This window comes from Pseudomonas sp. TSO6 (assembly GCF_056098905.1).
This window is the reverse complement of record NZ_JBLZWV010000033.1, coordinates 113,707-133,967: the sequence shown is the minus strand read 5'-3', so window position 1 is coordinate 133,967 and position 20,261 is coordinate 113,707. Positions and strand designations below refer to the sequence as shown.

Genomic DNA, 20,261 nt, shown 5'->3' with positions numbered 1-20,261 from the left:
ATGGGTCTGGATCTGTGAATTGCAAGCGCCAGGAACGGCAAGCCTCACGACAAGCCTTTGATCACGAGCAGATGCACGGGATAGAACAGGTATCCCCACCGCCCTACGGCAGGTACCTGCCAAGCATCATGGCGTAACAACAGCCACCCGACAGGCACTGCCAGCACAGCAGCAACCAGCGTCAGTAGGGTAATGGGTGCCAGAAAGTGCTCGCGCAGCCAGTTGTTGGTCAGGTTGCCACCAATGGCCATCAGGCAGGGTAGCAACCAGGCCAATCCGCCCTGCCTGCGTGCCACCAGCCAGGCGCCAGGTAGCAACACCCCCGCCAGCCCATACATCAATTGATCACTGAACAACCACCCCGCCAGCAGGCCTGCAAGGCCAAGCACTCGCGCCGACCGCAATGGGTGGTGCACACCCCAGGCAACCAGCAATCCCAGTACCAGTGTCGGCATTACACTGAACGTCTGCGAACCACTGTCCAGCCAACGATAGGCAGGCTCCGAGAGCACCGCGAACAGCAGCATCAGCGACAGATAGCGCAGATTGGCGCGGGTATGGAACAGCTCTGCCCTGGCGCGCCCCACATTCACCGCAATGGCCAGGCAAAACAGCGGAAACGCCAGGCGGCCGAGCACGAACAAACCCTCGGCCTCAGGCCATATGAAGCGCAGGTGGTCGGCAACCATGGTCAGCATCGCTGTCCATTTGACCAGGTCCAGCCCGGCCGAACGCATGCCTCAGTGCCCGCGGTCGACCGCACCTGCCCCCAGGTACCGGTCGGTCCAGGCAGCCAGGGGCAAAGGTGGCTGCTGGTCGACGATACGACGCCAGATCAACACCAGGTCATTGCCGTTGAACATTGACCCGGGCCCGGCGCCGTCCCACGCCGAAGGCATATCGACAATCCAGTGGCCCTGGGTGTCGCGGTGCGCCATGTTGAAACGGAAGGTATAGTTGCCCGGGATGCCCATGCGCAGGTCGGTGACCACCAGCGCATCGCCTATCTGGTCATACCGCAGCCAGTCGCCGGTGAACCAGCGCAAGCGCTGGTGCAAAGGGTCGCCTGCCAGCGCGTTTGCCAGTTCCAGGTTACGCGGCAAGCGTTGCATTTCCGGCGCCTGCCGGTCGAACCCGCTGCTGATGCCTTCGTAGTAGTCACCATGTTGGGTCTTGGCCATTACCCGCCAGACCAGGCTGTTGAACGCGATAGGCACGGCGCGAACCTCGCTCACGACGATGCCTTGCTGGTCCAGTGCCGCCTGGAAGCGTTGCTCGGCTGCCATGCGCCCGGCAAGGCCGAAACCCAGGTAAGCGGTACTGAACACCAGTGCAAGGGTCAACAGGCGTGTAGCCCGGCCGGTAACGCCCTTGATGCTTGTGTAGATGACCGCCGCCAGTAGTGGCAAGGTATAGACCGGATCAATAATGAACACTGCGGCCCAGCTTTGGGGGGTGGGTTGCAGTGGCCAGAACAGTTGCGTGCCATACACGGTAAAGGCATCCAGCAACGGGTGGGTGACGAGTACCAGCCAGAAAGCAAGGAACAGCCTGGGCAAGGTGTAGCCTTCGCCGGGCCAGCATTTATTGACCAGCCAGGCCAGCAGCAAAGCCAGCCCGGTGAGCACGAACAGCGAGTGCGAGAAGCCGCGATGGTAGGTCATCTGCGACACAGGGTCTGCATAGCGGATGATCACATCGAGGTCGGGCAGCGTGCCCAGGGCGGCGCCATACAACAGCGAGCGGCGGCCCTGGATGCGGCCAAGCACGGTGCCTTGCAGGGCAGCGCCGAGTACGGCCTGGGTAATGGAGTCCACGGATAGCATCCCTGAAAGGTGGTTCCTGAAAGCTACCCCCAACCTGTGCCGATACGCAATTCCTGTGTAGTAGCGGCGAAATGCTCGTGATTTTGTGTATACCTTTCAGAACAACTGCCAGGTGTACACCAGGGTCAGCCGGTTCTCGTCGATATCGCTGCGGTAATTGGAACGTGCCATGGCGTTTCTCACCCGAATCCCCAGCCCTTTCAGTACCCCGCTCTGTACCGCATAACCGATGTCCAGGTCGCGCTCGCGATCACGGCCTTCATAGCCCAGCCCGGTATCGACATTGTTACCGGTGATGTAGCGCACGGTCGCCGTCAGGCCTGGCACGCCCATGGCGGCGAAGTTGTAGTCGTAGCGCACCTGGTACGAGCGTTCGTCTGTGTAAGCGAATTCATACGTCGGCACCTCGTTACCCAGCGGCGAAATATTGGCGAACACCCGTGGGAACGGGCTGTCGCCATAGATGCCCTGGTAGCCCGCATGGAAGCTGTGTCCGCCATGCCGGGCGGTGAACATCGAGAAGAACGCCTGGTTGTCGATGTTGCCCAGCAACGCCTCGCCATCCTCACGCGCGGTGAAGTAGCCCAGATTGGCACTGAGCACCCAATCGCCCACAGGCTTGCTGTGCTTGAGGCCGACAAAGCCCTGTTCGTAGATATCCTCCAGTTGCCCGTACCACAGGCTGACGCTGCTCTGGTTGGCATTGAACGCATAGTCCCCGCCCACGTAGTTAAAGGCATCGCTCTCGGCCTGGCGCATCGGCACATGGCCGAGCATCGCGTTCATCTTGCCGTCGCCGCCTTCGTTGCGCAGGTGGGTGCTTTTCAGATGCCCGGCCTGCACGGTCAGCCCGTCAATTTCAGACGAGCTCACGCTGGCGCCCTGGTAGGTCGGCGGCAGCAGGCGGATGTCGCTGAAGGTCAGCACTGGCAGGTTCGGTTGGAGTTCACCGACGCGCAGTTCGGTCTTCGACAGGCGGGCCTTGAAGGTGGGCGCAAGTCGGCTGTACTCGTCGGCAGCACGGCCGTCGCCATGCACCGGCAGCAGGCCGGTGTTGACGCGGTCGGGGCTGCTGTCCAGCTTTATGCCCAAAAGCCCCAGCGTATCGACGCCAAAGCCGACCGTACCCGGGGTGTAGCCGCTCTTGAAGTCGAGGATGAAGCCCTGGGCCCACTCCTCTGCCTTGGACTGCCTGTTGGCCCCGACAATATCGGAGAAATCGCGGCTGAAGTAATAGTTGCGGGCGCTCACGGTGGCCTTCGAATCCTCGAAGAAACCGCCTTCGGCGGCCAGTAATGGTTGGCTGAGCAAAGTCAGGCCCAGGGCTACGCAAGGGGTGTTGTTCATTCCGAAGCTCTCTTGATCTTGTTTTTATGGATAAAGCGTTGGGAACACGGCAGTTCATCTGGTGCGGCGCAGCACCTCCCCGGCACGCGGCTGGCGCAGCCTGAGCAGTGCATGGGTCAGCAGGCCGAACAGCAGCCCCCAGAACGCTGCCGACAGGCCAAGGAAGGCCACCCCCGAAGCGGTGACCAGGAAGGTGAACAGGCCTGCATCGCGCTCGGCCGGTTCTGCCAGGCTGCGGGCCAGCGCCTCGCTGATGGCGCCGTACAGGGCCAGCCCGGCCAGGGCCGCGATCAGTGCGGCGGGAAAGGCTGCGAACAGCGACATCAATGTGGCACCGGCAATGCCCAGCAGCAGGTACAGCGTGCTGCCAGCCACTGCCGCCACATAGCGCCGTCGTGGGTTTTCGTGGGCCTCATGGCCCGTGCACAGGCTGGCGGTAACCGCCGCCAGGTTCAGCCCGTGGCAGCCGAATGGCGCCAGCACGGTACCGGCCAGGGCACTGGCGCTGATCAACGGGCTGGCCGGTGTGGCGTAACCCGCATTGCGCAGCACCGCCATGCCCGGCATGAACTGCCCGGTCAGCGCCACCAGCACCATCGGCAGCGCCAGGCTGAATACCGCTGGCAGGCTGAACTGAGGGGTGATCCACTGCGGCGAAGCCAGTTCCAGTACCAGCGCCTCGCTACGGAACGCACCACTGGCCACGGTCACCAGGGAGCCCACGCACAGCACCGCAGCCACTGCGTAACGGGGCTGAACCCGGCGCATCAGCACGTAGGTGACGAACATCGCCAGTACCAGCAACGGCTGCACTGGCAAGGCGCGGAACACTTCGATACCAAAACCGAACAGGATGCCAGCCTGCATGCCAGCGGCGATGGACCCCGGCAAGCGCGCGATGATGCGGTCGAAGGCCCCGCTGATGCCGATCAGCAGCAGGACCAGGTTGGCCACCAGGTAGGCACCTACGGCCTGTTCCAGGCCGAGTTGCGGCAAGGCAGTGACCAGCAGCGCGGAGCCGGGGATCGACCAGGCGATCACTACCGGCACGCGGTAGCGCAAACTGAGCAGCGCACCAAGCACCGCACTGCCCATGGACACGGCCCAGACCCAGGATGACAACTGCTGGTGAGACAGCCCGGCCGCTTCGGCGGCGTGGAAAATGATCACCAGCGGGCCGGCGTAAGAGATCATCGTGGCGATGCAGCCCGCGACAATGGCGGACAGTGAGCTGTCATTGATCAGGGTTTTCATGGCGCATCCCGCAAGGCAGTGGCCGGTCTTTGTGGCTGGCTCTTGTTCTGTGTTGGCTTCTTCGCGGGCGTGCCCGCTCCCACAGGTCCAGTGCAGTGCACCGACTGCGCGCAATCCTTGTGGGAGCGGGCAAGCCCGCGAAGAAGCCAACGCGGTGTAGCCTGGCCTTGTTCTTTTCGGGTCATGCCTGCGCCGCGATGGCCTGGGCTTGCCGACGGCCGCTGGCCAGGTGCACGGCCATGGCCAGTGCGGCAATCGCGCCAGGGATGGCGAAGGCGATGAAGTTGAGTTGCAGGGGCAGGTTGATGCCCATCAGTGCGCCGCCCAGCAAGGGGCCGACGATGGCGCCGTTGCGGCCGATACCCGAGGCCCAGCCAAGCCCCGTGGAACGCACCGACAGCCCATACATTTGCGCGGCGCCGGCATACAGCAGGATCTGCGTACCAATGGTTGTGGCGCCGGCAATGAAGATCAGCAGATACAGCACCGGCATCGGGCTATTGACGCCCAGCAAGCTGATCGACAGCGCGGCGGCAATGAAGAACGCCACCTTTACCTTGACCAGGTTGTAGCGATCACCCAGCCAGCCGCCGAGGATGGCCCCAGCCATGCCGCCGAAGTTCAACGCCAGCAGGAACGACAGGCTGGAACCCAGGCTGTAGCCAGCGTTGGCCATCAGTTTTGGCAGCCAGGAGCTGAGTGCATAAACCATCAGCAGGCAGCAGAAGAACGCCAGCCACAGTGCCAGGGTGCGGATGGCGAGGCCGTTGCGGAATAGCTCCAGCACTGACGCCCCGCCACCCGCTTTACGGTCAGCCGCCTGCAGCATGTCATCGGCCTGCACGTCGCATTGCGGGTCGAGTCGTTTGAGCAACGCCCGCGCTTCCTCGGTACGCCCCTTGCGCACCAGAAAACCAATGGACTCTGGCAGGTAGTAGAGGATCACCGGCAACACCAGCAGTGGTACAGCAGCTGCGAAGAACATCGACTCCCAGCCGAAACGCGGCAGCATGAAAATACCGACGCCCGCCGACAGCATGCCGCCCAGCGAATAGCCGCTGAACATGATCGCCACCAGCGTACTGCGCAGGCGCTTGGGCGCGTACTCGTTCATCAGCGCCACAGCGTTGGGCATCAGGCCGCCACAGCCCAGGCCGGCAATGAAGCGGTAGATGCCAAACTCGCTCGGGCTTGTGGCGAAGCCATTGAGGATGGTCGCCACCGAGAACAAGGCGAAACAGATGGCAATGCCCTTCTTGCGCCCGATGCGGTCGGCCAGGCTACCGAACGCCAGGGCGCCGAACATCATGCCGAACAGCGCGTAACTGCCCAGCGCACCGGCCTGCAAAGGGGTCAGGCCCCACTCTTTCATGATGACCGGCAGTACCACGCCGTAGATGAACAGGTCATAGCCGTCGAAGATCAGCAGCAGGCCGCACCAGGCCATGACCATCCAGTGGAACGGGGTGAAACGCGCGTTATCGATGATCGGGTGTACGTCAAGGGTTCGCATGGCATCTGTCGCTCTTGTTTTTGTTGTGATGGAAAGCTGTTGCCTTGGGGTGTTGCTCAGCCGAGGTCGCCGCCCCCTACCGGCAAGGTCACGCCGGTGATGTAAGAGGCCTCGTCGGAAGCGAGGAACAGGATCGCCCCCACCTGCTCGTCGATGCTGCCGTAGCGGTGCATCAGGCTGCTGTCGAGGGTCTGGTCGACGATCTGCTGGTACCAGTGTTTTTCCTGTTCGCTTTGCTCGGCGCTGTTGCGTGGCACGCGCCGGGGTGGCGCTTCGGTGCCGCCGGGCGCAGTGGCGTTGACGCGGATGCCGCGCCCTGCAGTTTCGAAGGCCAGGCATGCGGTAAGCGCGTTGACGCCGCCCTTGGCTGCGCCATAAGGCACCCGGTTGACGCCACGGGTGGCGATGGAAGAAACGTTGACGATGGCGCCGCTGCCGCGCTCAAGCATGTACGGCAGCGCGGCATGGCAGCACCACAGGGTGGGGAACAGCGAACGGCGCACTTCGGCCTCGATCTGCTCGACTTCGTAGTGCTCGAAAGGCTTGGCCCAGATGGTGCCGCCAACGTTGTTGACCAGGATGTCGAGGCGGCCGAAGGTTTCCACCGCACTGGCCATGACCCGGGCGCAATCGGTGTGTTGCTCCAGGTCGGCGGTGAGGGTGAGCATGCCTTCGCCGGCCAGCTCGTGGACCAGTTCGGAACGGTCTACAGCCACCACTTGCGCGCCTTCGGCCTTCAGCCGCCAGCACACGCCCCGGCCGATGCCTTGAGCGGCACCGGTGACCAGGGCAACCTTGCCTTGGAATCTGTTGTTCATATGTTTTTCCTGCATGACCCGGTTAATGGCAATTGGGAGGGCTGCGGCCTCCATCGCGACGCAAGGCCGCTCCCACATGGATCGCGTTTCCCTGTAGGAGCGGCCTTGTGCCGCGAAAGGGCCGCGAAGCGGCCCCGACGGGCTGTCAGGCCGCCGCGGCAAACTTTTCGTAGTAGAAGTTGGCCGGGGTAATACCCTGCTCGCGCACGTACTGGCTGACCGCCTCGACCATCGGCGGTGGCCCGCACAGGTACAGGTCCACATCGCCGTCATTGAGGTGACGTGGCTCGATGTGCTGGGTCACGTAGCCCTTTTGTGGGTACTGGCTGTCCGGGTTGGCCACACAAGCGCTGTAGGTAAAGTTGGGGATGCGCGCCGCCAGCGCTTGCAGGCGGTCGAGCTCGACCAGGTCGAAGTCGTTGGTCACGCCATAGATCAGGTGCAGCGGGTGCTCACTGCCCTGCTCGGCAATTTTCTCCAGCATCGCGGTGAACGGCGCCAGGCCGGTACCGCCAGCCAAAAGCAACAGCGGGCGCTGGATCGGCCGCAGGTAAAAGCTGCCCAGCGGCCCTGCCAGGCTCATGCTGTCGCCGGCTTTGGCCAGGTTGGTCAGGAAGCTGCTCATCAACCCACCCGGTACGTTGCGGATCAGGAAGCTGACTTCGCCGCCCTTCTGCAACGAACTGAACGAATAGGCGCGGCTCTGCTCGCTGCCCGGCACCTTGAGGTTGACGTACTGCCCCGGCAGGAAGGCCAGGCGGCTTAACGCTTCACCCTTGATCGACAGGGCAATGGTGCTGGCCGACAGTTGGCGCACATCGCTGATGGCGGCCTCGAAGCTGGCCTGTTCGGTCTTGCACAACTGCGACGAAGCAGGGATGCGGATGACGCAGTCGCTTTCAGCCCGCATCTGGCAGGTCAGTACGTAGCCTTCGGCAATTTCGTCTTCGTTCAGGGCATCTTCGATGAAGTTGTCGCCCAGGTCATAGCGGCCGGATTCGGCCTTGCACTTGCACGTACCGCAGGCGCCGTCGCGGCAGTCCAGCGGGATGTTGATGCCCTGGCGGTAGGCAGCGTCAGCCACGGTTTCATGGCCGGCAGCCTCGATGAAGCGGGTAACCCCGTCTTCGAAATTCAGTGCGATCTGGTAGCTCATGTTGCACCTCGCAGGCGAGCCGGCCCACGGCGCGTCGCAGGACGCACCGGGCAGTACTCGCAAAAACCTGTATCAGATGTGGTAGATGTCGATGACCTGGCGCACGTAGTCGTTCTTCAGCACCACCTTCTTGGCCTTGATCAGCGGCTGTTCGCCGCGCAGGTCGAGGGTGTAGAAGCTGGTGCCGAAGTAACTGTCCGTGGTCTTGTAGCGGAAGCTCAGGGTGTGCCAGTTGAAACGCACCTGGCAGCTGCCCTCGCCCTGCTCGACGATCTCGATGTTGCTGATGTTGTGCGAAGTACGGGTGTCGGGCACGGTCGCACTGGAGCGCTCGGTCTTGATGCGGAACACGCGGTCTTCCAAGCCGCCACGGTTGCCGTACCAGATCAGCGAGATTTCGCTTTGTGGGTCTTCGGTGAGGGTGTCGTCATCGTCCCAGCTCGGCATCCAGAAGCTGGCATCGCTGGCGTACAGTTCCAGCCACTGGTCCCACTGGGCGTCGTCCAGGTAGCGCGCTTCGCGGTAGAGGAAGTCGCGCACGGTTTCATACAGGCTCATTGCACGGCCTCCACAGGGATCAGCTGCTGTTCGTCCTTGAGGGCCTGGATCATGGTGTCCTGCCAGTACTTGTGCTGCAGCACGAACAGGCCTTCGTCTTCGGTACGCACGCCAGACAGCAGGGGTTCGAGGTCAATCTCCCTGGCTGCCTCATCGGCGCCTTCGACCCAGTGCTTGGCGCCACGGGACATGTCGTTCCAGCCAGTGCCGCCGCCATAGCCGGTCTGGCACGAGCGGAACTCTTCCAGGTCGTCCGGGGTGGCCATGCCGCTGACGTTGAAGAAGTCTTCGTACTGGCGGATGCGCTTGGCACGGGCATCGGCGCTCTCACCTTTGGGGGCGATGCAGTAGATGGTGATTTCAGTCTTGTTCACTGAAATCGGCCGGGCAACGCGGATCTGCGAGCTGAACTGGTCCATCAGGTACACGTTCGGGTACAGGCACAGGTTGCGCGAGTTCTCGATCATCCAGTCGGCACGCGCCTGGCCGTAGTCGGCAGCCAGCTGGTCGCGGCGCTCATAGGCCGGGCGGTCTTCCGGGTTGGCCCAACGGGTCCACAGCAGCAAGTGGCCGTGGTCGAAGGAGTAGAAGCCGCCACCCTGCTTGGCCCAGGCACCGGCGCTCATGGTCTTGATCTCGTCGCCCGCCTCGCGCTGCTTGCGCTGGTTCTGAGTAGCGGCGTAGTTCCAGTGCACGGAGCTGACGTGGTACCCGTCGGCTCCGTTTTCGGCGGTGAGCTTCCAGTTGCCTTCATAGATGTACGAGCTGGCACCGCGCAGCACTTCCAGGCCTTCCGGCGACTGGTCGACGATCATGTCGATGATCTTGGCCGATTCGCCCAGGTGCTCCACCAGCGGTTTCACATCGGCGTTCAGGCTGCCGAACAAAAAGCCCCGGTACGACTCGAAGCGCGCCACCTTGGTCAGGTCGTGGGAGCCGTCGCAGTTGAAGCTGTCGGGATAGCCGGCGTTGCTCGGGTCTTTCACCTTCAGCAGCTTGCCGCTGTTGTTGAACGTCCAGCCGTGGAACGGGCAGGTGTAGCTGGAGCGATTGCCGCGCTTGTGCCGGCACAGCATGGCACCGCGATGGCTGCAGGCGTTGAGGAAGGCATTGAGCTCACCGTCCTTGTTGCGCGCGATGAAAATCGGCTGGCGCCCCATGGTCAGGGTGAGGAAGTCGTTTTTCTCGGGGATCTGGCTTTCGTGGGCCAGGTAGATCCAGTTGCCCTCGAAGATGTGTTTCATTTCCAGGTCGAACAGGCGTGGGTCAGTGAACATCTCGCGCTTGCAGCGGTAGATGCCCTTTTCACGGTCGTCCTCGAGCATGGCATTGAGGTAGTCGAATCCCAGGGACATGGCCAGGGTCTCCCTTGTTATTGTTAAGACCTGGTCAGGTTAGGGAGACGACTGGCGGGGGACTATCCGTATTGTGCAGAGTGCTATCCACCGTTACGTACTTTGGGGATTTGCTCAGTGGGTTCAGAAAATGGCAAAGTGTCGAACAGGCGTTTTTTGAACACATCATTAGCTTTCACGAATTGTTTCTCAACCCATTGTTTGATAACTAAAATCTCCTTGCGTGTCTCATGAGCTGCTTGTGCTTCCAATGGGAAACCTTCAGCCGCAAAGTATTTCTCAGCGAACTCGAAGCGATACGCTCTGCCTTGCAGCCAAACCCAAGCATTCTCTAGTCGCTTTACATCACTCTGCCCCCAGGACTGATTTTTTTCGGCATGTTTTACCCTAGCCGGCAAAGCAGGATCTACTTCAGATAGAGCCTTCTTCACACCAAGGGTTTTTAGCCTTGGTGCTTTTGGACCCAGCACATAGGATGCAGCCGACCGTAGTCCCCATCGTGTTGTAAATAGGCCGCCATTGAGGAAAAACCCGAAGTGACCACTTGGGTCCACATTGTTCACGGGGTCATTACTGCAGTAGCAGTACGCATTGAGACCCCCTTCATCAAACGGGCTCAAGCTATCTGGCGCATTGAAACGCATCAGGACAGAATTGAAAGCGCGATATCCGTTTCCAAGCAAGTAGTGTCCTGTAACAGGGTCTTTTCTATTCCCGTTGAAGCGCAGCACTGATGAGCAATCCTCGCCTCCATCATGCCCGTAAACCGTGTACTGCAGTAAACGAAAGGAAATCCGCGACGTTGACATGGTTGCCACCTTTTACCCGAAATAAAGCAAATGGTGGGTTGCACATGAAATATAAACAACTGGCAGAAATACCAGGTCGCCAAGCTGGAGGGCGTCACCCCCGCCGCTTGAACGTCTGCGAAGGCAGCTCACCAAACTGCTGCCGATACACCTCGGAGAACCGGCCCAAATGCAGGAAGCCGTAATCCAGCGCAAGCTCTGTCACGCTACGCACGCCACAGGTCGGATCGTTGAGACAGGCATGCACCCGCTCCAGCTTTCGCTGGCGCACGTAATGCTTGGGCGTGGTGCTCAGGTGCTGTTCAAACAGCGCATACAGCGAACGCAAACTCATACAGGCCTGCTCCGCCAGCACTTCTGCGGACAGCTCCAGTTTCAGGTTGCGTTCGATGTAATCAAGAATGCGCTCAAGGCCGGCCTGCGGTGCGCTGAGGCTCTCGCGGCGGATGTTGGTGCTCATCAGGGTCAGCAGCTTGCTGGCGACGATCTGGCTGTAATGGCCCTGCACCCTGGGCAGTGAATCGCCCACTTCCGCCTCGTGGCAAACCATGGCCAGCAGGTTCACGAAGCCATCCAGCTCATCCAGCCGGTAATGATTGCGCAAGAACCGCACGCCCCCATCTGGCCGGTGCCAGCGCTGTTCGTCGCAGATCGAGTCCAACAGCCGGGTGGGCACTTTAAGGATGAACTTCTCGCAGTCTTCCGAGTAAGTCAGGTCAACCGGGTCATCCGGGTTGATCAGCAGCAGCTCGCCCGGCACCAGGTGCTGCTCGCGCTTGTGCCCGCGCCACAGGCAATTGCCGTTCAGCAGCACTTGCAGGTGGTAGATGGTTTCCAGCGCCGGTGAGGTAACGCGCACGCTGCCGCCATAGCTGATGCGGCACAGGTCGAGCTCGGCAAACTTGCGGTGGCTGAGGCTGGCCTGGGGATGGGTGGTGCGTGACAGTCCGATGCAATGCTGGCCTACATGCTGGTTCACATAATCGGACACAGCATAAGGGTCGGCGTGGTGAAACACGCTACTGCGCTCGCTCAGCAGGCGGCTTTCCATAGGCAAGGCACTCGGTATCGTTATTGTTCTGGTCGCCGCTTCCTACGGCCTTGTGAGCGGTGGTCGCGGTCATCACGGTCATTCTATCGGGTCGGTTGCGGATAGCGGGGGCAGGCGACAACCGGTGAATGGCCACACTACAGCAAAAAGGCCGCGGTTGAGCAATGCGGCGATGGGATTGGATGGGCGGATAGCGGACAAGCCAGATGCAGCTGGCGTTCGTTTATCGAACAGTATTTTCCTGTACCGGCCGCTTCGGGAGTACACGCGCGCGAGGCCGGTAATATTCCATTTCTACCAGAAACAGCTTGCAACCAAACCACCCTGCCATTCGGTCACTTTTTCAACACCCGGCGCAGTGCATCTGCTAGAAAGCGCACATGCCTACCCTCTTCCTTACCCACCTGCGCCGCCGCTGGCTCACCTGGTTGTGTGCCACCTTGCTGGTTATTGGCTTACCCTCCAGCTGCGCCATGCTGCAGCACAAGGAGCGCGAACTGGTGTTCCGCATCGAGCCTGGCCAAGCCAGCTGGTTCCGCGGTTTGCCCAGCGAGGTGCAAGAGCTCGACCTGCGCCCGCGCAGCTTCAGCGATAACCAGAGCCTGCACGCGTGGTGGTGGCCGGCCAAACGCGCCAATGCCCCGGCGGTGCTCTACCTGCACGGCGTGCGCTGGAACCTTACCGGCCAATTGTTCCGCATCGAGCAGCTGCATGCCATGGGCTACTCGGTGCTGGCCGTGGATTACCGTGGCTTTGGCCAGAGCCGGGGCGACCTGCCATCCGAGGCCACGGTGTACGAAGATGCCCGCATTGCGTGGGAACGCTTTACCCAGCTGCAGCCCGATGCCGGCAAACGCCTGATATTCGGTCATTCGCTGGGCGGCGCGGTGGCGGTGGAACTGGCCAGTGAACTGACACGTGAAGCGCAGCGAAGCGGTGTTGGGGCGCCGGCACGCGGGCTGATCCTTGAGTCGACCTTCACCTCCCTGGGCGATGTCGCGGCAGCGGTGGCCAATACCTCCCTCCCGGTGCGCTGGTTGATGTCGCAGAAGTTCGACTCGCTGGACAAGATCGGCAACATCGGCCTGCCAGTGCTGCTGGTGCATGGAACGGATGACCGTTTTGTACCCCCTCGCTTCAGCCAGCAGCTGTTCGACGCAGCCCGGCAGCCCAAGACATTGCTGCTGGTGCCGGGGGCCACCCATAACAACAGCATGAGCCTGGCCGGGCAGCGTTACAGGCAGGCAATACAGGCGCTGCTCTGAAACTACCAATGGCCTTGGGTGGCTGAAAACCTGGAGCCGCTACGCGCCCCTTTCGCGACACAAGGCCACTCCTACAAGGGCCTGCGCAACGGCTACGGTTCACTGCACCGGCAAAAAATTCATTAGCAACAGGCTTTGGGCGTAATTCAAACCAATCCGCCGATAACGTTCATCCAGCAACTCGGCTAACAGGTCCAGCCGCGCAACGATCTTGCCAAACTCCACGGCAAAACTCAGGTTGCTGCCCTCTTCCGAAATCTCGTTGGAGAACAGCAGCAACACCCCATTGGCGTCCTGCCGCTGGCTAAGCATCCAGGTGGCCTTTTCGATATTGCGCGCCGCATTGTTGATAAACAACGGGTCGATGGTATCGGTCATGTAGAACTCGGTACGCCCACCGTGCGCGGTAATCAGCATGCTGCCGATGGCGTAGATGAAAGCCCCTACCCGATCACCACGAAACTCCGGGCTCAGGGCGTAGCTCAATGCCGCCAGGTCACGGCGGTTGCCCAGTTGCGGCAGGGGCTGACGATGTTCGATGGCCATGCGGATCTGCCGCTCGGCCGTGGCAGCGTCCACATAGCCCGACATCTTCCACTGGTTGGGGTTGCGCAGGTACAGCTTGTTCATCAGCAGGTACAGGCTTTGCAAGTTGTCGCGCATCGATAGCGTGGCCAGGCGGTCGACGCTGGTCTGGAACAACTCGCTGGGTTTGCCGTTGCCGAACTGGCTGACAATATCGCGGCCTTGCTCCTGGGTGCAGGCGCACAGGCATGTGAGGGCGCCTGCCAGCAGCAGGCGTGGGAGGAAATTCTGGGAGCTTGCAACCATCGGCACCGGGTCGATATTCGGCGGCCGCACCGGGGGTCAGTGCAGCCTGGCCAAGCATAGAGCCCGGAAATCGTAAAAAGTGCAGTGATCGGGGATAGGTGGCTCACATGGCGTGGCGCAACATCTCTACCATCTGCGCATGCAGCGCCGCGTCACCACAGGCCACAACGCACCCGCCATTCTGTGCACTGCTGCCATCCCAGGCAGTGATCACCCCACCCGCCCCTTCGATGATCGGCATCAGTGCCTGTACGTCATACGGCTGCAGGCTCGCTTCGACAATCACGTCGACAAAGCCCGAGGCCAGCATGCAGTAGGCATAGCAATCGCCGCCGTAGCGCATCAGGCGCGCCTTGCCGGCAACGGCCTCGAACGCGGCTTTGCGCTCGGCGGTATCGAACATGTCCGGCGTGGTGCACATCAGCGTGGCCGAAGCCAGGTCGGCACAGGCACGGGTTTTCAGTGGCGTACCGCTGCGCCAGGCACCTTCAGGGGTACCGACAAAGCGTTCACCGGTGAATGGCTGGTTCATCACGCCAACCACAGGGCGCGTGCCATCGTTCAGGGCAATCAACGTGCCCCACAACGGCAGGCCGGTGATGAAGGCACGGGTACCGTCGATCGGGTCGAGCACCCAGGTCAACGGGCTGCTGCCGACGGCCACGCCCGCCTCTTCACCAAGAATACCGTGGTCCGGGTAGCGGGCCTGGATCAGCGCGCGCATGGCGTCCTCGGCCGCCTTGTCAGCCACGGTCACTGGGTCGTACAGGCGCCCGCCCTTGTCCTCGACATCCAGGCTGGCGCGAAAGTATGGCTTGATCGCCACTGCGGCAGCGTCGGCCAACTGCTCGGCGAAAGCGCAAAATTCGCCGATCTGTTCAGCGCTCAGGGACATGGGACAGGCCTCGTGACAATGATGGGGCACGCATCATACCCGACACATGACGCTAGCCGCACTCAGGCAGGCGCAGGTGAAAAAAGCCTGATCGGTTTGACCGGGCGCACACGGGTCTAGACTGAACAGAACCAGGTAACCGGGGGGCTGCCACACGTGGAGGTGTGAGATGAGCCAGTTCAAGCGCTTGTTTGTCATGCTCGGCCCGCAGATGCGCCATACGCCAGCGCTGCAACGCGCGGCGGCGCTGGCGGAGTCCAGCGGTGCACTGCTGGATATCAACGTTTTCGTCGACGATGTCGACACCTTTGGCTTGATGAGCGATGGCCGCGAGCGTGAGCGGCTGCTCAGTGACAACCGCCAGTGGCTGGCAGATGAGGCTGAACAGTTGGGCAATGCTGGCCTGGACGTGTCTACCGAACTGTTGTTGACTCGCGACCCGCTGGGCAGCGCGCTGGAGCGGGTCGAACGGCAAGGCTGCGATTTGCTGGTCAAGGACGTGCAGCACGAACCGGTGCTCAAACGCCTGCTGGTCACGCCACTGGATTGGCAGTTGCTCAAGGACAGCCCGGTTGCCGTGCATCTGGTCAGCGACATCCGCCTGCCCCTGCCCCGGCAGATTGCCGCGGCAGTAGACCTTAACAGCCACGGTGCTGGCGAGCACCTGGACGAGCAGGTGATCCACAGTGCCCGTGCCCTGGCCCTGCAGTGCAACGCCGAGTTGCACTTGCTGCATGTGTGCGACGCGTTCAAGACCCATATTGCCGACTTCGGTGCCGGTACGGTGACCATGCCCGGCTTCGACGGCAGCGTGCGCACTGCGCAGCGGGCGGCGTTCAACCGGCTGGGTGACCATCACCAGATCCCGCTGGAGCGTCGGCACTTCCTGGAAGGCCCAGCTATCAGGGCCATTGCCGAGTTTGTCGGCCACAGCCGGGCAGATGTGATCGTGATGGGCAGCCATCGGCATGACGCCATGCAGACATACCTGGGTGGGACCACTGCGCATGTGCTGGAACACCCGCTGTGCAATGTGCTGGCGATCAAGGCCGTTCGCTGAGCGTTGGCATGCCTTGGCCGGCCTCTAGGTGGTTTGATACGCGAGGAGGCTGGCAACGATCCAGCACCTACGCCGACCCGGCGGGTGCACCTCGGACGGTGCAGGCCGGGTTTCGTATACGTACTGAAAGGCTGGGGCCGCACAGCGGCCCCTACTTCAGAAACTTTTGCTGTAGAACAGCGAGTAGGACTCAATACCGTCGTTTGGCTGCTTGATTCCCGCATTGGAATAATGCATCGCGCGAATCCCGACTTTCCGCTCCCCAGGCAGCTTCAGGCCGAAACCGATGCGGTCTTCGAAGTTGACCGCCGATCCCATGCGCTGGTCACCCACGTCGGTCTTGGAAAACGCCGCCAGGCCAATACCGGCCTCGATGTACGGCGTGTAGGTAAAACCACTGAACTCGTAAGTGAACACCGGGCTGAAGGACAGCGAGTGCGCCCCACTGGCGTCACCGCCCTCCCAATAGGTGTAGGCAGCATCCCAGTAACCGGTCACATAGCCAGTGCTGCTCTCCAGCCACTTCTTGTCCCAATCGAAGGACAGGCCAATACGGTAGGTCATGTCGCCTTGACTGGTGGCGCCAACGGCGCCGGATACCTGCGCGGCCTGGGCCAGGTTGGCCCCTGCAAAGGCCAGCACTGCAGCGGCCAGCGACGCAGCGAGACGGGTTTTCATCAATGACTTCTCCTGATGGTCTACAAAGCAAGCGGGGGCTTTGGCCCCTCGATTTTTAGAGTGAACCGGTGCATCCAGACCGGTCACACGAAGTAATAGTTTTTTGATTATTGTCCAGATGATCAGAAAGTTGAAAGTGTATTGCCACTATTGGCTAAATCGCTTGCTCAAGATGTGCCTTCTCGTGCTCCGCGCCTCAGTCGTATTCCGCCTCTTCATGTTCGCCCAGCAAGCGCCTTTGCCGGGGCGTTGCCTCTTCCAGCACCTGAGGGTTGAAACGCCAGTTCAAGTACGGCGAGAACTTCTGCGCGACCATGCGCCTGCCGTAATGCACTTGCAGCATGTCGCGCTCGCGAGCCTGGCTGCGATTGGCTCCGCCGCTGTGCCAGACATCGCTGCGAAAGACCAGCGCATCTGTTGTGGTCGATGTCGCTGAGGTACAGCTCAGCAGTCAGTATTTGTGCAGGCTGGGTGAAATCGCCCTTCGCGCCTAGCCAGTCGGGCAGCTGCGATGGCGCAGCGCAACAGGGCGATACGCAGGGGTTCGAGCACACCGGGGAGTAACACATAGCCCCGCTCGTTCAACATCTCCAGCTGAAGATCCAGGCTCATGGCGATGCGCTCCTCTCAGGCAGGAGTACATCCGTACTCCTGCCGTATTTTTTTGATCAACGCCAGTTCAGGTTCACGGTCGCGGGGGCCTTGCCGTTCACGGTCACCAGTTGCTGCACCGTCTCACCTTGGGCATTGCCAGTGACCTTGTACTTGCCGGGAGGCAACTGCACATACAGCAGCGGCCCGGCATCTGTGACGCTGAGCACGGGCTGGCCTTGTGCATTCTGAATGTCGACTGTGGCACCACTCTGGAACTTGCCTTCTGGGCCAGTGGAAAGCTCCACGTGCAAGTCATAGCCGGTGGTTTTGCGCAGCGCATTGGCCTCATCCTGGCCAATACCACCTTGCAAATAGCGCACGCCGTTCTGCTCCTGCGGTTGCAACCGCACGGCCTGCATGTCGATGGGGGCATTGAGATCGGCAGCAGCAGCCAGGGTCCATGGCATGGCCAGGGTGATCAGCAACGCCGCGCCGAGGGCATAGTGATGGTTACGCATGGTACGACCCTCCTTTAGAGGATGGCTTACCTATTATCTGATCCTCCCGGGGTATTGGTGTTCTGGCTGATGCATGGTCGTCATCGTGACATTCGGCACTAACCCATCAATCGAATGTAAATTTAGATACTGATCAATAGGTTGTACGCCCTTCCTCAAGCAGTTTCACGAACATGCTCAAGCTGCGTGATACCGCGCCCCGCCGCCAGACCAGCCAGGTTTTCAGGTAGCGAAAATCTTCCGACATAGGCCAGGCACTGACCGTGCTGCACCCGGGCATATTGTCGAGCATGCTGCGCGGCATCATGGCCAGGCCTGCGCCAGCGCTGACGCACGCCAACATGCCATGGTACGACTCCATCTCGTGAATCTTGCCCGGCACTGCCTGGTCCTTGACGAACCAGTTCTCGAAGTGATGGCGATACGAGCAGTTGGCACGGAAGGCGTAGATGCTCTCACCGTTCACATCCTGGGCGCGCGTAACTGGCGCATGGTTGAGCGGCGCGATGACCATCATTTCCTCTTCAAACACCGGCATGCCTTCCAGTGTCGGGTGCAGCACCGGGCCGTCGACGAACGCGGCCACCAGCCGGCCAGACAACACGCCTTCGAGCATGGTCCCGGATGGCCCGGTGGACAGGTCAAGGTCTACCTTGGGGTAGCGCTGGTTGTACGCCGCCAGCAAAGCCGGGATGCGCACCGCTGCCGTGCTTTCCAGCGAACCGAGGGCAAAGGTGCCCTGCGGGTCTTCACCGGCCACGGTAAGGCGCGCCTCGTGCACCAGGTCGAGGATGCGCCGGGTGTATTCAAGAAAATTCCAGCCTGCAGGCGACAGGCGCAGGCGGCTTTTCTCGCGAATGAACAGCTCCACGCCCAGGTCTTCTTCCAGTTGCTTGATGCGCGTGGTCAGGTTGGACGGCACCCGATGGATGTGCTGCGCGGCGGCACTGATGCTGCCCTGCTCTGCCACGGCCTTGAAGATCTCCAGTTGCACCAGGTCCACAGCCTTTCTCCAAACGTGAATGTTTCGCTCATTATTATTCAGTTTTCATTAAAGCCATAGCCCACTAGTCTGGCGTCACTGATTAACAACAACGAGAGTGTCCCGCCATGAGCGCGATCAGCAGCCTGACCCACGCCATCTCCCTCGACCCGTACAGCGGCGAGCAGATCGGCGCCTACCCGTTCGACACCGACGCCGCACTGGAAGCGGCGCTGCAACGTGCCAAGGTTGGCTACGGCCAGTGGCGCCAAGTGTCGCTGGGTCAGCGCAGCGAGTACCTGCTCGCCCTGGCCAGCACCCTCGAAGCCAAGGCCGAAGCCTTTGCCCAGATGATCAGCCGCGAAATCGGCAAGCCGATTGCCCAGGCCCGTGGCGAAGTCAGCAAGTGCGTCGGCCTGTGCCGCTGGTATGCCGAACACGGCCCGGCCATGCTTGCCGCTGAGCCGACCCAGGTTGAAAAAGCCCGAATCGAATACCGCCCGCTCGGCCCGATCCTGGCCGTGATGCCGTGGAACTTCCCTGTCTGGCAGGTACTGCGCGGCGCCGTGCCAGCGATCCTGGCAGGCAATACCTACGTGCTCAAGCACGCGCCGAACGTGATGGGCAGCGCCTACCTGCTGGGCGAGCTGTTCAAGGATGCCGGCCTGCCGGATGGCGTGTTCGAAGTGCTGAACGTGACCCCGGATGGCGTCACCCGCGCCATCAACGACCCGCGTATCGCCGCCGTGACCCTGACCGGCAGCGTGCGTGCCGGCATGGCGATTGGTGCCCAGGCCGGTGCCGCGCTGAAGAAGTGTGTACTGGAGCTCGGTGGCTCCGACCCGTTCATCGTGCTGGCCGACGCCGACCTGGATGCCGCCGTCAAGGCCGCAGTCATTGGCCGTTACCAGAACACTGGCCAAGTCTGCGCAGCGGCCAAACGCCTGATCGTGGAAGACAGCATTGTCGAGGAGTTCACGCGCAAGTTCGTTGAAGCAACCCGCGAGCTGAAAGTCGGCAACCCGCTGGAAGACGACACCTACATCGGCCCGATGGCCCGTTACGACCTGCGCGACGAGCTGGACGGCCAGGTTCAGGCGACCCTCGCCGAAGGCGCCACCCTGTTGCTGGGCGGCAACAAGGTCGAAGGCGTGGCCAACTTCTATGCGCCGACCGTGTTCGCCAACGTCACCCCGCAAATGACCGCATTCAAGCAGGAGTTGTTCGGGCCGGTGGCCGCGATCATCACGGCACGTGATGCCGAGCATGCGGTAGAACTGGCCAACGACAGCGATTTCGGCCTGGCCGCGACCATCTACACCGCCGACTATGCGCTGGCCGAGCGCATGACTGCGGCACTGGATACCGGTGGCGTGTTCATCAACGGCTACTGCGCTTCCGACCCCCGTGTGGCGTTTGGTGGCGTGAAGAAGAGCGGGTTCGGGCGTGAGCTGTCGCACTTTGGCGTGCGCGAGTTCACCAATGCCCAGACAGTGTGGCTGGACCGTAACTGATTCACGACCCTGGGGCTGCTTTGCAGCCCTTTCCGACCGGTCCGGCGCCACGGCACGGCCGCGACTACAGGAGATCGCGTAATCCTGTAGATACTCTGTTGGCGGTCAAGCTTTTCCAAGGTACTCAGAGCTGAAAAGCTTGGCCGTATCAAATGGTTCACCGGTGTGGATATCCCCCATGGCAGTTCTGCCGGCAATGGCTCAATCGCTCAGGCTTGCCATTTCCTTGTAGGAGCA

Annotated in this window: 19 protein-coding genes and 1 pseudogene; 3 read left to right on the top strand and 17 right to left on the bottom strand. The window is 61.5% G+C overall.

Annotated elements, in window-relative coordinates; translation table 11 throughout:
* Window positions 1–44 precede the first annotated feature (44 nt).
* The 11 genes from ACN6NG_RS13510 to benR all read right to left on the bottom strand — a co-directional run bounded on the left by ACN6NG_RS13510 (window position 45) and on the right by benR (window position 11,687).
* Window positions 45–737 (bottom strand): TraX family protein, encoded by a 693-nt coding sequence (locus ACN6NG_RS13510; RefSeq protein ID WP_061202834.1) that lies wholly within the window; start codon window positions 735–737, stop codon window positions 45–47.
* A 3-nt stretch (window positions 738–740) separates the two neighbouring features.
* Window positions 741–1,817: a metal-dependent hydrolase gene (locus tag ACN6NG_RS13505; RefSeq protein WP_474314421.1), complete on the bottom strand. Its 1,077-nt coding sequence runs from the start codon at window positions 1,815–1,817 to the stop codon at window positions 741–743.
* Between the two features lie 105 nt (window positions 1,818–1,922).
* On the bottom strand, window positions 1,923–3,173 hold the full coding sequence (locus ACN6NG_RS13500) for an OprD family porin (RefSeq protein ID WP_474314420.1): 1,251 nt from the start codon (window positions 3,171–3,173) through the stop codon (window positions 1,923–1,925).
* 54 nt (window positions 3,174–3,227) lie between these two features.
* Window positions 3,228–4,427, bottom strand: a complete 1,200-nt coding sequence (locus ACN6NG_RS13495; RefSeq protein WP_197897436.1) for a benzoate/H(+) symporter BenE family transporter — start codon at window positions 4,425–4,427, stop codon at window positions 3,228–3,230.
* Window positions 4,428–4,608: 181 nt separating this feature from the next.
* Entirely contained in the window at window positions 4,609–5,940 is a 1,332-nt protein-coding gene (locus tag ACN6NG_RS13490) for an MFS transporter (protein ID WP_063424187.1), read from the bottom strand.
* A gap of 56 nt (window positions 5,941–5,996) precedes the next feature.
* Window positions 5,997–6,758, bottom strand: a complete 762-nt coding sequence (locus tag ACN6NG_RS13485; RefSeq protein ID WP_028613974.1) for a 1,6-dihydroxycyclohexa-2,4-diene-1-carboxylate dehydrogenase — start codon at window positions 6,756–6,758, stop codon at window positions 5,997–5,999.
* 145 nt (window positions 6,759–6,903) lie between these two features.
* Entirely contained in the window at window positions 6,904–7,914 is a 1,011-nt protein-coding gene (gene benC, locus ACN6NG_RS13480) for a benzoate 1,2-dioxygenase electron transfer component BenC (protein WP_059394918.1), read from the bottom strand.
* Window positions 7,915–7,986: 72 nt separating this feature from the next.
* Window positions 7,987–8,472 carry a benzoate 1,2-dioxygenase small subunit gene (benB, locus tag ACN6NG_RS13475; RefSeq protein ID WP_004374327.1) on the bottom strand — a complete coding sequence of 162 codons (486 nt, stop codon included), beginning with the start codon at window positions 8,470–8,472 and terminating at the stop codon, window positions 7,987–7,989.
* Window positions 8,469–9,827 (bottom strand): benzoate 1,2-dioxygenase large subunit, encoded by a 1,359-nt coding sequence (benA, locus tag ACN6NG_RS13470; RefSeq protein WP_041168021.1) that lies wholly within the window; start codon window positions 9,825–9,827, stop codon window positions 8,469–8,471. The genes benB and benA overlap by 4 nt, the downstream gene beginning before the upstream one ends.
* Before the next feature lie 83 nt (window positions 9,828–9,910).
* Window positions 9,911–10,636: an RHS repeat-associated core domain-containing protein gene (locus ACN6NG_RS13465; protein ID WP_081237937.1), complete on the bottom strand. Its 726-nt coding sequence runs from the start codon at window positions 10,634–10,636 to the stop codon at window positions 9,911–9,913.
* A 94-nt stretch (window positions 10,637–10,730) separates the two neighbouring features.
* Window positions 10,731–11,687: a benABC operon transcriptional activator BenR gene (benR, locus tag ACN6NG_RS13460; protein WP_063424186.1), complete on the bottom strand. Its 957-nt coding sequence runs from the start codon at window positions 11,685–11,687 to the stop codon at window positions 10,731–10,733.
* A gap of 380 nt (window positions 11,688–12,067) precedes the next feature.
* On the opposite strand from benR, the gene ACN6NG_RS13455 reads away from it, so the two are divergent.
* On the top strand, window positions 12,068–12,952 hold the full coding sequence (locus ACN6NG_RS13455; protein WP_063424185.1) for an alpha/beta hydrolase: 885 nt from the start codon (window positions 12,068–12,070) through the stop codon (window positions 12,950–12,952).
* A gap of 99 nt (window positions 12,953–13,051) precedes the next feature.
* On the opposite strand, the gene ACN6NG_RS13450 is transcribed toward ACN6NG_RS13455, so the two are convergent.
* Together ACN6NG_RS13450 and hisN are read right to left on the bottom strand one after the other, a co-directional pair.
* The gene (locus ACN6NG_RS13450) at window positions 13,052–13,783 is read right to left on the bottom strand and encodes a hypothetical protein (protein ID WP_063424366.1); all 732 of its coding nucleotides are present in this window, start codon (window positions 13,781–13,783) and stop codon (window positions 13,052–13,054) included.
* A 103-nt stretch (window positions 13,784–13,886) separates the two neighbouring features.
* Window positions 13,887–14,678, bottom strand: a complete 792-nt coding sequence (gene hisN, locus ACN6NG_RS13445) for a histidinol-phosphatase (protein ID WP_063424184.1) — start codon at window positions 14,676–14,678, stop codon at window positions 13,887–13,889.
* A gap of 169 nt (window positions 14,679–14,847) precedes the next feature.
* On the opposite strand from hisN, the gene ACN6NG_RS13440 reads away from it, so the two are divergent.
* Window positions 14,848–15,738: a universal stress protein gene (locus ACN6NG_RS13440; RefSeq protein WP_474314414.1), complete on the top strand. Its 891-nt coding sequence runs from the start codon at window positions 14,848–14,850 to the stop codon at window positions 15,736–15,738.
* A 156-nt stretch (window positions 15,739–15,894) separates the two neighbouring features.
* Here the strand turns inward: ACN6NG_RS13440 and ACN6NG_RS13435 are convergent, their stop codons facing one another.
* From ACN6NG_RS13435 to ptrR, 4 genes and pseudogenes are all read right to left on the bottom strand, one after another.
* Window positions 15,895–16,416, bottom strand: a complete 522-nt coding sequence (locus tag ACN6NG_RS13435) for an acyloxyacyl hydrolase (protein ID WP_474314412.1) — start codon at window positions 16,414–16,416, stop codon at window positions 15,895–15,897.
* 196 nt (window positions 16,417–16,612) lie between these two features.
* Window positions 16,613–16,831: pseudogene (locus ACN6NG_RS13430) on the bottom strand (phytanoyl-CoA dioxygenase family protein); the annotation flags it as partial.
* Between the two features lie 253 nt (window positions 16,832–17,084).
* Window positions 17,085–17,528 (bottom strand): carboxypeptidase regulatory-like domain-containing protein, encoded by a 444-nt coding sequence (locus tag ACN6NG_RS13425; RefSeq protein ID WP_229608909.1) that lies wholly within the window; start codon window positions 17,526–17,528, stop codon window positions 17,085–17,087.
* Between the two features lie 133 nt (window positions 17,529–17,661).
* Window positions 17,662–18,531, bottom strand: a complete 870-nt coding sequence (gene ptrR, locus ACN6NG_RS13420) for a putrescine utilization regulator PtrR (RefSeq protein WP_474314409.1) — start codon at window positions 18,529–18,531, stop codon at window positions 17,662–17,664.
* 107 nt (window positions 18,532–18,638) lie between these two features.
* Here ptrR and ACN6NG_RS13415 point away from each other — a divergent pair, with 107 nt between their 5' ends.
* Entirely contained in the window at window positions 18,639–20,024 is a 1,386-nt protein-coding gene (locus ACN6NG_RS13415; protein ID WP_474314407.1) for an aldehyde dehydrogenase family protein, read from the top strand.
* Window positions 20,025–20,261: the final 237 nt, after the last annotated feature.

Excerpts from the sequence above, each read along its gene's own strand:
- ACN6NG_RS13465 (WP_081237937.1), bottom strand. The coding sequence starts at position 10,636 with ATGTCAACGTCGCGGATTTCCTTTCGTTTACTGCAGTACACGGTTTAC.
- benB (WP_004374327.1), bottom strand. The coding sequence starts at position 8,472 with ATGAGCCTGTATGAAACCGTGCGCGACTTCCTCTACCGCGAAGCGCGC.
- ACN6NG_RS13485 (WP_028613974.1), bottom strand. The coding sequence starts at position 6,758 with ATGAACAACAGATTCCAAGGCAAGGTTGCCCTGGTCACCGGTGCCGCT.
- ACN6NG_RS13455 (WP_063424185.1), top strand. The coding sequence starts at position 12,068 with ATGCCTACCCTCTTCCTTACCCACCTGCGCCGCCGCTGGCTCACCTGG.
- benA (WP_041168021.1), bottom strand. The coding sequence starts at position 9,827 with ATGTCCCTGGGATTCGACTACCTCAATGCCATGCTCGAGGACGACCGT.
- ACN6NG_RS13415 (WP_474314407.1), top strand. The coding sequence starts at position 18,639 with ATGAGCGCGATCAGCAGCCTGACCCACGCCATCTCCCTCGACCCGTAC.
- ACN6NG_RS13500 (WP_474314420.1), bottom strand. The coding sequence starts at position 3,173 with ATGAACAACACCCCTTGCGTAGCCCTGGGCCTGACTTTGCTCAGCCAA.
- benR (WP_063424186.1), bottom strand. The coding sequence starts at position 11,687 with ATGGAAAGCCGCCTGCTGAGCGAGCGCAGTAGCGTGTTTCACCACGCC.
- hisN (WP_063424184.1), bottom strand. The coding sequence starts at position 14,678 with ATGTCCCTGAGCGCTGAACAGATCGGCGAATTTTGCGCTTTCGCCGAG.
- ACN6NG_RS13495 (WP_197897436.1), bottom strand. The coding sequence starts at position 4,427 with ATGAAAACCCTGATCAATGACAGCTCACTGTCCGCCATTGTCGCGGGC.
- benC (WP_059394918.1), bottom strand. The coding sequence starts at position 7,914 with ATGAGCTACCAGATCGCACTGAATTTCGAAGACGGGGTTACCCGCTTC.
- ACN6NG_RS13450 (WP_063424366.1), bottom strand. The coding sequence starts at position 13,783 with ATGGTTGCAAGCTCCCAGAATTTCCTCCCACGCCTGCTGCTGGCAGGC.
- ACN6NG_RS13425 (WP_229608909.1), bottom strand. The coding sequence starts at position 17,528 with ATGCGTAACCATCACTATGCCCTCGGCGCGGCGTTGCTGATCACCCTG.
- ACN6NG_RS13510 (WP_061202834.1), bottom strand. The coding sequence starts at position 737 with ATGCGTTCGGCCGGGCTGGACCTGGTCAAATGGACAGCGATGCTGACC.
- ACN6NG_RS13440 (WP_474314414.1), top strand. The coding sequence starts at position 14,848 with ATGAGCCAGTTCAAGCGCTTGTTTGTCATGCTCGGCCCGCAGATGCGC.
- ACN6NG_RS13490 (WP_063424187.1), bottom strand. The coding sequence starts at position 5,940 with ATGCGAACCCTTGACGTACACCCGATCATCGATAACGCGCGTTTCACC.
- ACN6NG_RS13435 (WP_474314412.1), bottom strand. The coding sequence starts at position 16,416 with ATGAAAACCCGTCTCGCTGCGTCGCTGGCCGCTGCAGTGCTGGCCTTT.